This is a genomic window from Streptomyces sp. NPDC048002 (genome assembly GCF_040653275.1).
Lineage (GTDB): Bacteria > Actinomycetota > Actinomycetes > Streptomycetales > Streptomycetaceae > Streptomyces.
Window position 1 is genome coordinate 40,367 of the sequence record NZ_JBEZNL010000051.1, and the last position, 12,634, is coordinate 53,000.

A 12,634-nucleotide genomic window follows, 5' to 3' on the forward strand; every position below is an offset into this window, starting at 1 on the left:
GCGCCGGACGGCCCGGGAAAACGGGCGGGCCGCATCCCCGTCCTCGCGGAGGGGGATGCGGCCCGGGTGCCGTGGGGCGCCGGTGACTAGCCGCGGATCAGGTTGCGCAGCACGTACTGCATGATGCCGCCGTTGCGGTAGTAGTCGGCCTCACCGGGGGTGTCGATGCGGACGACCGCGTCGAACTCGACGCCCGTGTCGGTGGTGACCTTGACCGTGCTCGGGGTGGTGCCCTCGTTCAGCTCGGTGACGCCCGCGATGGAGAAGGTCTCCTCGCCGGTCAGGCCCAGCGAGTCGGCGTTCTGGCCGGCCGGGAACTGCAGCGGCAGGACGCCCATACCGATGAGGTTCGAGCGGTGGATGCGCTCGTACGACTCGGTGATGACGGCCTTGACGCCGAGGAGCGCGGTGCCCTTGGCGGCCCAGTCGCGGGACGAGCCGGAGCCGTACTCCTTGCCGCCCAGGATGACCAGCGGGATGCCGGCGGCCTGGTAGTTCTGCGAGGCGTCGTAGATGAACGACACCGGCGCGCCCTCGGCGGTGAAGTCGCGGGTGTAGCCGCCCTCGGTGCCCGGCGCGATCTGGTTGCGCAGGCGGATGTTGGCGAAGGTGCCGCGGATCATGACCTCGTGGTTGCCCCGGCGCGAGCCGTAGGAGTTGAAGTCACGACGCTCCACACCGTGCTCGGTGAGGTACTTGCCGGCCGGGGTGTCGGCCTTGATCGCGCCGGCCGGGGAGATGTGGTCGGTGGTGACCGAGTCGCCCAGCTTGGCCAGGACGCGCGCGCCGCTGATGTCGGTGACCGGCGACGGCTCCATCTGCATGCCCTCGAAGTACGGGGGCTTGCGGACGTAGGTCGACTCCGGGTCCCACTCGAAGGTGTTGCCGGTGGGGATCGACAGGGCCTGCCACTGGGCGTCGCCCGCGAAGACGTCCTGGTAGGACTTGGAGAACATGTCCTCGCCGATGGCGTTGGCGACGACGTCGTTGACCTCGGCCTCGGAGGGCCAGATGTCCTTCAGGAAGACCGGGTTGCCCTCGGTGTCGGTGCCGAGCGCGTCCTGGGTGATGTCCACCTTCATGGAACCCGCGAGGGCGTACGCGACGACCAGCGGCGGGGAGGCCAGGTAGTTCATCTTGACGTCGGGGTTGATCCGGCCCTCGAAGTTCCGGTTGCCGGAGAGGACCGAGGTGACCGCGAGGTCGTGGTCGTTGACGGCCTTGGAGACCTCCTCCGGCAGCGGGCCGGAGTTGCCGATGCAGGTGGTGCAGCCGTAGCCGACGAGGTTGAAGCCGACCTTGTCGAGGTACGGGGTCAGGCCCGCCTTGTCGAAGTAGTCGGTGACGACCTTCGAGCCCGGGGCGAGGGTGGTCTTGACCCACGGCTTGCGGGTCAGGCCCTTCTCCACGGCCTTCTTCGCCACGAGCGCGGCGGCGACCATGACGTAGGGGTTCGAGGTGTTGGTGCAGGAGGTGATGGCCGCGACCGTCACCGCACCGTGGTCGATCTCGTACGTCGAGCCGTCGGGGGCGGTGACGGTGACCGGGTTGGACGGGGTGCCGTTCGGGGAGACGGCCGGGGCGTCGGAGGCCGGGAAGGACTCCTTGCCGGACTCGTCGACGGTGTCGACGTAGTTGAGCACGTCGGAGGCGAACTGCTGGGCGGCGTTCGCGAGGACGATGCGGTCCTGCGGGCGCTTGGGGCCGGCGATGGAGGGGACGACCGTGGAGAGGTCCAGCTCCAGCTTCTCGGAGAAGTCCGGCTCGGCCTTCGGGTCCAGCCAGAGGCCCTGCTCCTTGGCGTACGCCTCGACGAGCGCGACCTGCTGCTCGGAGCGGCCGGTGAGCTTGAGGTAGTTCAGGGTCTCGTCGTCGATCGGGAAGACCGCGGCGGTGGAGCCGAACTCCGGCGACATGTTGCCGATGGTGGCGCGGTTGGCGAGGCTCGTGGCCGCCACACCCTCGCCGTAGAACTCGACGAACTTGCCGACGACGCCGTGCTTGCGCAGCATCTCGGTGATGGTGAGCACCAGGTCGGTGGCGGTGGTGCCGGGGGTCAGCTCACCGGTCAGCTTGAAGCCGACGACGCGCGGGATGAGCATGGAGACCGGCTGGCCCAGCATCGCGGCCTCGGCCTCGATGCCGCCGACGCCCCAGCCGAGCACACCGAGGCCGTTGACCATGGTGGTGTGCGAGTCGGTGCCGACGAGGGTGTCGGGGTACGCCTGGCCGCCTCGGACCATGACCGTGCGCGCCAGGTGCTCGATGTTGACCTGGTGGACGATGCCGGTGCCCGGCGGGACGACCTTGAAGTCGTCGAACGCGGTCTGGCCCCAGCGCAGGAACTGGTAGCGCTCCTTGTTGCGGCCGTACTCCAGCTCGACGTTCTGGGCGAACGCGTCGTGGGTGCCGAACTTGTCGGCGATGACGGAGTGGTCGATGACCATCTCGGCCGGGGAGAGCGGGTTGACCTTCGCCGGGTCGCCGCCGAGCGCCTTGACGGCCTCGCGCATGGTGGCGAGGTCCACGACACACGGGACGCCGGTGAAGTCCTGCATGATCACGCGGGCGGGCGTGAACTGGATCTCCTGCGAGGGCTGGGCCTGCGAGTCCCAGCCGCCGAGGGCGCGGATGTGGTCGGCGGTGATGTTCGCGCCGTCCTCCGTGCGGAGCAGGTTCTCCAGCAGGACCTTGAGGCTGTACGGAAGGCGGGCCGAGCCTTCCACCTTGTCCAGCCGGAAGATCTCGTACGACTCGTCGCCCACCTGCAGCGTGCTGCGGGCGTCGAAGCTGTTCGCCGACACGACAGTCTCCTTCTTTGATGTGCGCGTTCCCACCGCAATCCTGCCGCCACGACGACTTGGCCGATCCGCTAAGGTAAGGCTAAGTTAGGTAACCCTAACTGTCGGACCATTGATCACGTGCGGCTGCGGTACGCCTCGGCAGATATCTCGATGTCGAGATAACCCTAGTACATGGGGCCGGGATGGTCATGCCCAGCCTCCCTGTGATGTGCTTCATCAACCATGAAGCGAGGCGATTTCCACCGGCATGCCAGGGGCTGGACCCGATGGGTACCGCTGCCGACGAACACGTGGACGACCCTGAGCCCCGGGCGCGCCCCCCTGCGCTCACCCCTGCTCGGCGAGGCCGACCTGGAGCGCGCCGCCTGGACCGCCGGCCACCTGCCCGAACTCTTCGCCGCGCTCCGCCATGCGGTCTGCGCGCACCTCGGCGACTTCCCGGCACGGCTCGACGTCCGGAGCGTCCACGTCCACCCCGTGGCACGGGACGGCATCCCCTACGTGGGCGTCGAACTGCGCGAGCTGGGGGTGCTGCTGCACGGCACGCGCGTGGTGGACCTCGGCGGACCCGAGCTGGCCACCCGGCTCGCCGCCGCCGAACAGGACGCCGCCGACCTCAGGGCCGGACTGGACGAGGCGCTCATCGGCCACTGGAGCAGCATCCCGCTGGACTACGGCGTGATGGAGTCCTCGGAGTTCGAGCTGCGCGCCAACGGCGAGGGGTGGAGCAAGCTGGCCACCGTCCTCGGGGAACACGTCACCCGGCTGACCTGGCGCTGCCCCGAACCGGGGGCGCTGGAGCTGCGGACGGCCGACGGCGAGGTGTCGCGGCACTCCTACGTCGTCACCGGGGACCCGGTCCCGACGGCCGCCTTCGACCAACCCGTCGAGTTCTGCCATCAGTTCGCGAGGTCGGGGTAAGCGGGAAGCATCGGCGCCACGGGCGCCCGACCTGCGACAGGAGAGAGCCGTGCCCCTCACTTTCCGCAAGAGCTTCCGCATCCTTCCCGGCGTCCGGCTGAACATCAACAAGCGCTCGTGGTCCATCACGACCGGCGGCGGCAAGCACGGACCGAAGCACACCCACAGCAGCACAGGACGTCGTACGACATCGGTCGATTTGCCCGGACCTTTCGGGTGGCGTCGTACCCGTACCGCCAAGCGGCGCTGACGGGCCGTCACGGCCATCACCCGAACGGACCCCTCAAGAGGCGCCATCTCATATCTGAGATAGCCTCAACCCCATGGCAGACGACTACCTCGTACGCATCGGCAGGCTCATCCGTGACGCCCGGCAACACCGTGGCTGGACACAGGCGCAGCTGGCCGAGGCGCTCGGCACCTCCCAGAGCGCCGTCAACCGGATCGAGCGCGGCAACCAGAACATCAGCCTTGAGATGATCGCCCGTATCGGTGAAGCGCTGGACAGCGAAATCGTCTCGCTGGGCTACGCCGGTCCGATGCATCTGCGGGTGGTGGGCGGCCGCCGGCTGTCCGGCGCGATCGACGTGAAGACGAGCAAGAACGCCTGCGTGGCACTGCTGTGCGCCTCCCTGCTCAACAAGGGGCGCACGGTGCTGCGCCGGGTCGCCCGCATCGAGGAGGTCTACCGTCTGCTGGAGGTCCTCCAGTCGATCGGTGTGCGCACCCGCTGGATCAACGACGGCACCGACCTGGAACTGGTGCCGCCGGCCGAGCTGGACATCGACGCCATCGACGCCGAGGCCGCCGTCCGCACGCGCTCCATCATCATGTTCCTCGGCCCGCTGCTGCACCGCGTGGACAGCTTCAAGCTGCCCTACGCGGGCGGCTGCGACCTGGGCACCCGCACCATCGAGCCGCACATGATCGCGCTGCGCCGGTTCGGCCTGGACATCGCAGCCACCGAGGGCCTCTACCACGCCCAGGTGGACCGCGCGATCACCCCCGACCGGCCGATCGTGCTGACCGAGCGCGGGGACACCGTCACCGAGAACGCGCTGCTGGCCGCCGCCCGGCACGACGGCGTCACCGTGATCCGCAACGCGTCCTCCAACTACATGGTCCAGGACCTGTGCTTCTTCCTGGAGGCCCTGGGCGTCCGGGTCGAGGGCATCGGCACCACGACGCTGACCGTGCACGGTGTGCCGACCATCGACGTGGACGTCGACTACTCCCCCTCCGAGGACCCGGTCGAGGCGATGAGCCTGCTGGCCGCCGCCGTGGTCACGGAGTCGGAGCTGACGGTGCGCCGGGTCCCCATCGAGTTCCTGGAGATCGAGCTCGCGGTCCTGGAGGAGATGGGCCTGGACCACGACCGCACCCCCGAGTACTTCGCGGACAACGGCCGTACCCGGCTGGTGGACCTCACGGTCCGCCCCTCCAAGCTCGAAGCGCCGATCGACAAGATCCACCCCATGCCCTTCCCGGGCCTGAACATCGACAACGTCCCGTTCTTCGCGGCCATCGCGGCCGTCGCCTCGGGCAAGACCCTCATCCACGACTGGGTCTACGACAACCGCGCGATCTACCTGACCGACCTCAACCGCCTCGGCGGCCGCCTCCAGCTCCTCGACCCGCACCGGGTCCTGGTGGAGGGCCCCACCCGCTGGCGCGCCGCGGAGATGATGTGCCCGCCGGCCCTGCGCCCCGCGGTGGTCGTCCTGCTGGCGATGATGGCGGCCGAGGGCACGTCGGTGCTCCGCAACGTGTACGTCATCAACCGCGGTTACGAGGACCTCGCCGAGCGCCTGAACTCGATCGGCGCGCAGATCGAGATCTTCCGGGACATCTGAGCCCCGTTCGGTAGGGTCGCCCCGTGCGAGCGACCGCGTACGTACGAGCAGGAGCCGCCCTCGGGCAGCTCCTGCTCGTCGTCGTGCTCGCGCTCGGGGTGTTCGTGATGCACACCCTGGGGCACCCCGAGGACTCCTCGCACTCCGGGTCGGCGGGCGTCTCGCACGCGGCGCCGATGGAGCGCTCCGCGGAGGGGCCGTCCACCCATGAGCCCGCCGTGCCGATGGACATGGCCTCGCTGTGCGTGGCCGTGCTCCTCGGTGTCCGGTTGCTCGCCGCGCTGTTGCGCTCGGCGTTCGCCCGGGACCCGGACCGGGTGGCGCGGCTGCTCGCGCAGGTCGCCGCCCTGGCGCGGCCCCGTCCCCCGCCGCGCGGCCCCGATCTCATCCAGCTGTCGGTTCTGCGGCAATAGGCCGAAATCCCCCACGGGCGCCAGCCCGTGACTCGGCATGTCCGCACAGCAGGAACGAACCGACACAAAAGGTGAGCAACACCATGAACGCAGTCAAGCGCGGCCTCGTGGCCGCCGGTCTCGTCGCCGGGGCCCTTCTCGTCTCCGCCTGCGGGGGCGACTCCCACGACGGCACCGGCCACGGCAGCTCCGCGTCCCGGTCGGCGTCACCGGCGCCGGACGCCGGCTTCAACGACGCGGACGTCGCCTTCGCGCAGATGATGATCCCGCACCACGAACAGGCCCTGGAGATGGCGGAGCTGGCCGACGGGCGGGCCGCCGACCCGGAGGTCGTGGAGCTGGCCGGGAGGATCGAGCGGGCCCAGGACCCCGAGATCACGACCATGAAGGACTGGCTGAAGAGCTGGAAGCAGCCGACCTCGGCCGCCTCGATGCCGGGGACGGACCACGGCTCGGGGCACGGCTCGGGGCACGGCTCGGGGCACGGCTCGGGGCACGGCGGTGGCGGCATGATGTCCACCTCGGAGATGGCGGAGCTGAAGGGGCTGAAGGGTGCCGCCTTCGACCGGGCCTTCGCCGAGATGATGATCGAGCACCATGACGGCGCCATCGCGATGGCGGAGGACGAGCGGCGGGTCGGCGAGAACGCCGATGCCAGGAAGCTGGCCGCCGCCGTCGTGAGGGGGCAGTCCGCCGAGGTCGAGCAGCTCCGCGACCTCCTCGACCGGCTCTGATCGACACTGACCGGCTCTGACCTCCTCAACCGGCTCTGACCGGTACCGGGCCGGTACCGGGCCGGAGGGGTGCGTACTCCTCCGGCCCGGTCGCCGTCAGCCCTCGACCAGGGCTACTTCCTGCCGGTGGGCGGCGCGGACGGACGGGAGGGGCAGGCCAGCGCTGGTGTCCAGTTCCACCAGGTTCGCCTCCACCTGGGCGCGGCCCGGTGCGAGGGTGGTCGAGCCCGGCGTGCCGGTGTTCTCCCAGCGGTGCTCCATGCCGTCGCAGCGGGCCGGCGTACCGCCGATGCCGTGGCGGACCGAGGAGCCGGCCGCGCCGACCGAGGAGCTGACGAAGACCGGTCCCGAACCGCCGGAGCAGCGGTACGTGCCGGAGAGGGTGATCGTGCCGTCGGCGGCGATCCGGCCCGTGGGGTCCACGGTCACCGTCTCGTACGGGGCGGAGTCGGCCGGGGCCGCGGGGGCGGCGAGCAGGAACGCGGCGGAGCCGAGGGCGATGCCGAGGGAGGTGCGAACGGGCACGGGGAAGCCTTCCGGAACAGAGGGACTCGGGGGCTCCACCAGTACCGGGCGGGCGCGCCCGCGCGTGTGATCGTCACTCCTTCGGTGGCGAGTTGGCCCCGGCCGTCCCCGGAACGTCCGGGAGTTGTCCCCGTGTTGTCACGCTCACGGTGCACCCGTGGCGATGCGTGCACGGCGGGAGCATGCTCTGTCCATCGGAAGAAATCCTCAACGTGGAGGTGCGCCATGGGTGCCCACCGGTCTTCGTGTTCGCTCCCCGGCCCGCACGCACCCCGGGTCGTCGCCGCCCACCCCGAGCAGGGGTGGAACCTGCTGTGCGACGGCACGATCGTCTTCGACGACTCCGGTGAACTGCTGCCCGACGGACGGGTCGTGACGCCGCATCGGGTGCTCGCGGACCGGCTGGCGATGGCCGCCTGAACGACCCGCCCGGCGTCAGGGGTTACGGCAGCACGGCGAAGCCGTCCAGTTCCACCAGCGCCGGCTCGTCCCACAGCCGTACGACCTCCACCACCGCCATCGCCGGGTAGTCCCGGCCGGCCAGCCGCCGCCAGATCCGGCCCAGTTCGGGCGCGTGCGCGCGGTACAGCGCGACGTCCGTGGCGTAGACCGTGACCCGGGCCAGCCCGTCCGGGGTGCCGCCCGCCGCGCGCAGGGCCGTCAGGAGATTGGCCAGCGCCCTCTCGAACTGTTCCGGGAGGGTGTCGCCCACGACCTTGCCGTCCGCGTCCAGTGCCGTCTGCCCGGCCAGGAACACCAGTCGGGTGCCGGTGGCCACGACCGCGTGGGAGAACCCCGCGGGCGGGGACAGCTCGGGCGGGTCGACTCGCTCGACGGTCATCCTCGGTCCTCCAGGTCCGCGTACAACTCCTTGGCGATGATGCCCCGTTGGACCTCGCTCGCGCCCTCGTAGACGCGCGGGGCGCGGACCTCGCGGTAGAGGTGCTCCAGCGGATGGCCCCGGCGCAGGGCGCGGGCGCCGTGCAACTGCACGGCCCGGTCCACGACGTACTGGGCGGTCTCGGTGGCCAGCAGCTTCGCCATCGCCGAGCGCATGGGCACGTCCCCGGCGCCCTCGTCGTACGCCGTCGCCGCCGCCAGGACCAGCAGCCGGGCCGCCTCCACCCGCAGGGCCATCTCGGCCACCTCGTGGGCGACGGCCTGGAGGTCCTTCAACTTGGCGCCGAACGCGTCCCGTCGGGCGGTGTGGGCGAGGGTGGCGTCCAGGGCGGCGCGGGCCATGCCGAGGGCGAAGGCGCCGACGCTCGGCCGGAACAGGTTCAGGGTGCCCATGGCGACCCGGAAGCCCCGGTCGGGCTCGCCGAGGACGTCGGCGGAGGTGACGGGGACGGCGTCGAGGTCCAGGGTGCCGATGGGGTGCGGGGAGAGCATGTCGAGGGGGGCGCCGGTGAGTCCGGGGCGGTCGGCGGGGACCAGGAACGCGGTCACGCCGCGGGCGCCGGCGCCGGGGGTGGTGCGGGCGAAGACGGTGTAGAAGTCGGCCTCGGGGGCGTTGGAGATCCAGGTCTTCTCGCCGGTCAGGCGCCAGCCGGACGCGCCGTCGGGCTCAGCGGCCAGGGCGAGGGCCGCCGCGTCGGAGCCGGCCCCCGGCTCGCTGAGCGCGAACGCCGCCACCACCGTGCCCTCGCCGACCCCGGGCAGCCAGCGTGCGCGCTGGGCGGGGGTGCCGTGGGCGTGCACCGGGTGGGCGCCCAGGCCCTGGAGGGCGAGCGCGGTCTCCGCCTCGGTGCAGGCGTAGGCGAGGGACTCCCGCATCAGGCAGAGGTCCAGGGCGCCGGAGGTGAACAGCCGCGACAGCAGACCGAGGCGGCCCAGTTCGGCGACGAGCGGACGGTTGACCCGGCCCGGCTCGCCCTTCTCGGCGAGCGGGGCGAGCCGCTCGGCGGCCAGCCGCCGCAGTTCGGCACACCAGGCGTTCTGTTCCGGTTCGAGTGAGAATGCGGGCATCGCCGTCCTCTCTCCAGCGGCCGCCGGGTGGCAGCCGCGAAGCCGCTCCCCCAAAGGTATCGCGCACAGTTGACTGCCGTCACCAACACGATACGCTCGACGAGCGAGCCCACCAGGGAGCCCACCAGGCAAGGGGGCGCAACGCATGTACCTCTCGGCGCATCGCGACACCTTCGCGCGCGACCATCTCCCGCCGCCCGAGGAGTGGCCCGAACTCAGCTTCGACCTGCCGGAGCTGCACTACCCCGAACGGCTGAACTGCGCCGACGAGCTGCTCAAGGGTCCCCCGGACGACCGGCCGGCCTTCCGCACCCCCGGCGGCGTCTGGAGCTACGGCGAGCTGCGCGCCCGTGTCGACCGGCTGGCGCATCTGCTCAGCGGCGATCTGGGGGTCGTCCCGGGCAACCGGGTGCTGTTGCGCGGCCCGACCACCCCCTGGCTCGCGGCCTGCTGGCTGGCGGTGCTCAAGGCCGGCGCGGTGGCGGTGACCGTGCTGGCCCAGCAGCGCCCGCACGAACTGCGCACGGTCTGCGAGCTGGCCGAGGTGAGCCACGCCCTGTGCGACATCCGCTCGGTGGACGACCTCGTCAAGGCCGAGACACCCGGGCTGCGGATCGCCACCTACGGCGGTGACACACCGGACGACCTGCTGAACCGGGCGGCGCCGGACACCCCGTACCCGACCGTGGACACCGCCTGCGACGACGTGGCGCTGATCGCCTTCACCTCCGGGACCACCGGACGGCCCAAGGGGTGCATGCACTTCCACCGGGACCTGCTGGCGGTGGCCGACACCTTCTCCCTGCACGTGCTGCGGCCGGACGCGGACGACGTCTTCGCGGGGAGCCCCCCGCTCGGCTTCACCTTCGGGCTCGGCGGACTCGTCGTCTTCCCCCTGCGCGCCGGGGCCAGCGCCCTGCTGCTCGAACAGGCCGGTCCCCGGCAGCTGTTGCCCGCGATCGCCGAGCACCGGGTCAGCGTGCTGTTCACCGCGCCGACCGCCTACCGCGCGATGCTCGACGAGCTCGACGGGCACGACGTCTCCGGCCTGCGCCGCTGCGTCTCGGCCGGGGAGAACCTGCCCGCGGCCACCTGGCGGGCCTGGCACGAGCGGACCGGGCTGCGCATCATCAACGGCATCGGCGCCACGGAGCTGCTGCACATCTTCGTCTCCGCCGCCGACGAGCGGATCAGGCCCGGCACGACCGGGGTGCCGGTGCCCGGCTGGCAGGCGCGCGTGGTCGACGCCGAGGGCCGGGAGCGGCCCGACGGCCGGCCGGGGCTGCTCGCGGTGCGCGGTCCGGTCGGCTGCCGCTATCTCGCCGACCCGCGGCAGCGCGAGTACGTCCGCGGCGGATGGAACATCACCGGTGACACGTACGTCCGGGAGAGTGACGGGTACTTCCGGTACGTCGCCCGCGCGGACGACATGATCATCTCGGCCGGGTACAACATCGCGGGCCCCGAGGTCGAGGAGGCGCTGCTGCGTCACCCGGACGTGCTGGAGACGGCGGTCGTGGGCCGCCCCGACGAGGCGCGCGGCCAGGTCGTGCTGGCGTTCACGGTGCTCAGACCGGGCGCGCGGCGGGACGCGGAGGTGCTGCGCGCCTTCGTGCGGGAGGAGTTGGCACCGTACAAGTGCCCGCGCGAGATCGTGTTCCTGGACGCCCTGCCGCGCACCGCGACGGGCAAGCTCCAGCGGTTCAAGCTGCGGCTGGCGGCCGGTGCCGGGGGTGACCGGCAGTGACAGCGACGACCTAAGATGATCAACGTGTCCGACCAGCATGCACCACGGTCCCTGATCGTCACGCTCTACGGCGCCTACGGCCGCCATGTGCCCGGCCCGCTGCCCGTCGCCGAGCTGATCCGGCTGCTGGCCGCGGTCGGCGTGGACGCTCCCTCCGTGCGCTCGTCGGTGTCCCGCCTCAAACGACGCGGACTGCTGGTGCCGGCCCGCACCGCCGAGGGCGCGGCCGGCTACGAACTCTCGCCCGACGCACGCCAGTTGCTCGACGACGGCGACCGGCGGATCTACGCCGGCACGCCCCCGGACGACGAGGGCTGGGTGCTCGCGGTGTTCTCGGTGCCGGAGTCGGAGCGGCAGAAGCGGCACGTGCTGCGCTCCCGGCTGGCCGGCCTCGGCTTCGGGACGGCCGCGCCCGGCGTGTGGATCGCTCCCGCGCGGCTGTACGAGGAGACCCGGCACACCCTGGCGCGGCTGCGGCTGGAGTCGTACGTGGACTTCTTCCGCGGTGAGCACCTGGGATTCACGCCGACCGTCGAGGCGGTCACCCGCTGGTGGGACCTGGCGGCCGTCGCCAAGGAGCACGAGGCGTTCCTCGACCGCCACGCGCCCGTGCTGCACGGCTGGGAGCGACGCGAGGACACCCCGGCCGAGGAGGCGTACCGCGACTACCTCCTCGCCCTGGACTCCTGGCGCCACCTCCCCTACGCCGACCCGGGACTGCCCGCGCGGCTGCTCCCCGAGGACTGGCCGGGGGTGCGTTCGGCCGCGGTGTTCCGGGCGCTGCACGAGCGGCTCAGGGACGCGGGGGCGCGGTTCGCGGGACTGGGCGGCCGGTGACCGGCGGTCCGTGAGGGACGGCCCGTGAGGGACGGGCTGTGAGGGACGGGCTGTGATCCCCCTCACAAAGATGGCCACTTAGAGAACCCTCAGGCTCTTCCGTCACTCCTCTCAGATTTCTCACCTAGTGTGCGTCGAGTTGTATGCCAGGTAAGAAAAAGAGGACTGTTGCGCATGACCACGACGGCAAGGGCTCAGGGAGCCACCATCTGGCTCACGGGGCTGCCGAGCGCGGGCAAGACGACGATCGCCCGCCTGCTCGGTGACCGGCTGAAGGCCGAAGGACATCGCGTCGAGGTCCTCGACGGCGACGAGATACGCCGCTTCCTCTCGGCGGGCCTCGGCTTCTCCAAGGAGGACCGCAACACCAACGTGCAGCGCATCGGACTGGTCTCCGAGGTGCTGGCCCGCAACGGCGTGCTGTCCGTGGTCCCCGTGATCGCGCCCTACGCCGACAGCCGCGAGGCCGTGCGCGAACGGCACCTGAGGAGCAGCACCTCGTACCTCGAGGTGCATGTGGCGACTCCGGTCGAGGTGTGCAGCGAGCGGGACGTCAAGGGCCTGTACGCGAAGCAGGCCGCCGGCGAGCTGGCCGGGCTGACGGGCGTCGACGATCCGTACGAGCCGCCGGTGGACCCGGAGTTGGTGCTGCGGACGCAGGAGCAGAGCCCGGCCGAGTCGGCGGACGCGGTGTACGCGCTGCTGGCGGAGCGGGGGCTGGTGTGAGCTTCTCCCTCTCGCATCTGGACGCGTTGGAGTCCGAGGCGGTGCACATCTTCCGCGAGGTGGCGGGCGAGTTCGAACGGCCGGTGATCCTCTTCTCCGGCGGCAA

13 protein-coding genes and 1 pseudogene are annotated in these 12,634 nt (G+C 71.3%); 10 read left to right on the forward strand and 4 right to left on the reverse strand.

The genetic code is table 11. The annotated features are described in order from the left end of the window. Positions 1-86: 86 nt before the first annotated feature. On the reverse strand, positions 87-2,804 hold the full coding sequence (acnA, locus tag AB0E07_RS36180; RefSeq protein ID WP_362261571.1) for an aconitate hydratase AcnA: 2,718 nt from the start codon (positions 2,802-2,804) through the stop codon (positions 87-89). 222 nt (positions 2,805-3,026) lie between these two features. Here acnA and AB0E07_RS36185 point away from each other — a divergent pair, with 222 nt between their 5' ends. The 5 genes from AB0E07_RS36185 (at position 3,027) to AB0E07_RS36205 (ending at position 6,725) form a co-directional block, all read left to right on the forward strand. Beyond that, a complete protein-coding gene (locus tag AB0E07_RS36185) occupies positions 3,027-3,725 on the forward strand; it encodes a hypothetical protein (RefSeq protein WP_362261573.1) in 699 nt (232 codons plus the stop codon). Positions 3,726-3,774: 49 nt separating this feature from the next. Further along, positions 3,775-3,975: a DUF4236 domain-containing protein gene (locus AB0E07_RS36190; RefSeq protein WP_362261575.1), complete on the forward strand. Its 201-nt coding sequence runs from the start codon at positions 3,775-3,777 to the stop codon at positions 3,973-3,975. A 73-nt stretch (positions 3,976-4,048) separates the two neighbouring features. After that, positions 4,049-5,578, forward strand: coding sequence for a UDP-N-acetylglucosamine 1-carboxyvinyltransferase (locus AB0E07_RS36195; RefSeq protein WP_362261577.1), 1,530 nt, complete (start codon positions 4,049-4,051; stop codon positions 5,576-5,578). Positions 5,579-5,601: 23 nt separating this feature from the next. Then, positions 5,602-5,991: a DUF6153 family protein gene (locus tag AB0E07_RS36200; protein ID WP_362261579.1), complete on the forward strand. Its 390-nt coding sequence runs from the start codon at positions 5,602-5,604 to the stop codon at positions 5,989-5,991. An 83-nt stretch (positions 5,992-6,074) separates the two neighbouring features. Then, a complete protein-coding gene (locus tag AB0E07_RS36205; protein ID WP_362261581.1) occupies positions 6,075-6,725 on the forward strand; it encodes a DUF305 domain-containing protein in 651 nt (216 codons plus the stop codon). Between the two features lie 96 nt (positions 6,726-6,821). Here the strand turns inward: AB0E07_RS36205 and AB0E07_RS36210 are convergent, their stop codons facing one another. Further along, a complete protein-coding gene (locus AB0E07_RS36210) occupies positions 6,822-7,250 on the reverse strand; it encodes a DUF6299 family protein (RefSeq protein WP_362261583.1) in 429 nt (142 codons plus the stop codon). A 225-nt stretch (positions 7,251-7,475) separates the two neighbouring features. Here AB0E07_RS36210 and AB0E07_RS36215 point away from each other — a divergent pair, with 225 nt between their 5' ends. Next, positions 7,476-7,670: a DUF5999 family protein gene (locus tag AB0E07_RS36215; protein WP_362261585.1), complete on the forward strand. Its 195-nt coding sequence runs from the start codon at positions 7,476-7,478 to the stop codon at positions 7,668-7,670. A 22-nt stretch (positions 7,671-7,692) separates the two neighbouring features. On the opposite strand, the gene AB0E07_RS36220 is transcribed toward AB0E07_RS36215, so the two are convergent. Further along, on the reverse strand, positions 7,693-8,091 hold the full coding sequence (locus AB0E07_RS36220; protein WP_362261587.1) for a RidA family protein: 399 nt from the start codon (positions 8,089-8,091) through the stop codon (positions 7,693-7,695). Further along, a complete protein-coding gene (locus tag AB0E07_RS36225; RefSeq protein WP_362261589.1) occupies positions 8,088-9,218 on the reverse strand; it encodes an acyl-CoA dehydrogenase family protein in 1,131 nt (376 codons plus the stop codon). The genes AB0E07_RS36220 and AB0E07_RS36225 overlap by 4 nt, the downstream gene beginning before the upstream one ends. Positions 9,219-9,363: 145 nt before the next feature. Here AB0E07_RS36225 and AB0E07_RS36230 point away from each other — a divergent pair, with 145 nt between their 5' ends. The 4 genes and pseudogenes from AB0E07_RS36230 to AB0E07_RS36245 form a co-directional block, all read left to right on the forward strand. Continuing rightward, positions 9,364-10,965: an AMP-binding protein gene (locus AB0E07_RS36230; RefSeq protein ID WP_362261591.1), complete on the forward strand. Its 1,602-nt coding sequence runs from the start codon at positions 9,364-9,366 to the stop codon at positions 10,963-10,965. Between the two features lie 15 nt (positions 10,966-10,980). Next, positions 10,981-11,802, forward strand: a complete 822-nt coding sequence (locus tag AB0E07_RS36235) for a PaaX family transcriptional regulator C-terminal domain-containing protein (RefSeq protein WP_362261593.1) — start codon at positions 10,981-10,983, stop codon at positions 11,800-11,802. A gap of 174 nt (positions 11,803-11,976) precedes the next feature. Then, on the forward strand, positions 11,977-12,528 hold the full coding sequence (gene cysC, locus AB0E07_RS36240) for an adenylyl-sulfate kinase (RefSeq protein WP_362261595.1): 552 nt from the start codon (positions 11,977-11,979) through the stop codon (positions 12,526-12,528). Next, positions 12,525-12,634, forward strand: a pseudogene (locus AB0E07_RS36245) (sulfate adenylyltransferase small subunit); the annotation flags it as partial. The gene cysC and the pseudogene AB0E07_RS36245, both read left to right, overlap by 4 nt.

Coding starts and splice junctions, on each gene's coding strand:
- AB0E07_RS36215 (WP_362261585.1), top strand. CDS start 7,476: ATGGGTGCCCACCGGTCTTCGTGTTCGCTCCCCGGCCCGCACGCACCC.
- AB0E07_RS36195 (WP_362261577.1), top strand. CDS start 4,049: ATGGCAGACGACTACCTCGTACGCATCGGCAGGCTCATCCGTGACGCC.
- AB0E07_RS36185 (WP_362261573.1), top strand. CDS start 3,027: ATGAAGCGAGGCGATTTCCACCGGCATGCCAGGGGCTGGACCCGATGG.
- AB0E07_RS36235 (WP_362261593.1), top strand. CDS start 10,981: ATGATCAACGTGTCCGACCAGCATGCACCACGGTCCCTGATCGTCACG.
- AB0E07_RS36230 (WP_362261591.1), top strand. CDS start 9,364: ATGTACCTCTCGGCGCATCGCGACACCTTCGCGCGCGACCATCTCCCG.
- AB0E07_RS36225 (WP_362261589.1), bottom strand. CDS start 9,218: ATGCCCGCATTCTCACTCGAACCGGAACAGAACGCCTGGTGTGCCGAA.
- AB0E07_RS36205 (WP_362261581.1), top strand. CDS start 6,075: ATGAACGCAGTCAAGCGCGGCCTCGTGGCCGCCGGTCTCGTCGCCGGG.
- cysC (WP_362261595.1), top strand. CDS start 11,977: ATGACCACGACGGCAAGGGCTCAGGGAGCCACCATCTGGCTCACGGGG.
- AB0E07_RS36220 (WP_362261587.1), bottom strand. CDS start 8,091: ATGACCGTCGAGCGAGTCGACCCGCCCGAGCTGTCCCCGCCCGCGGGG.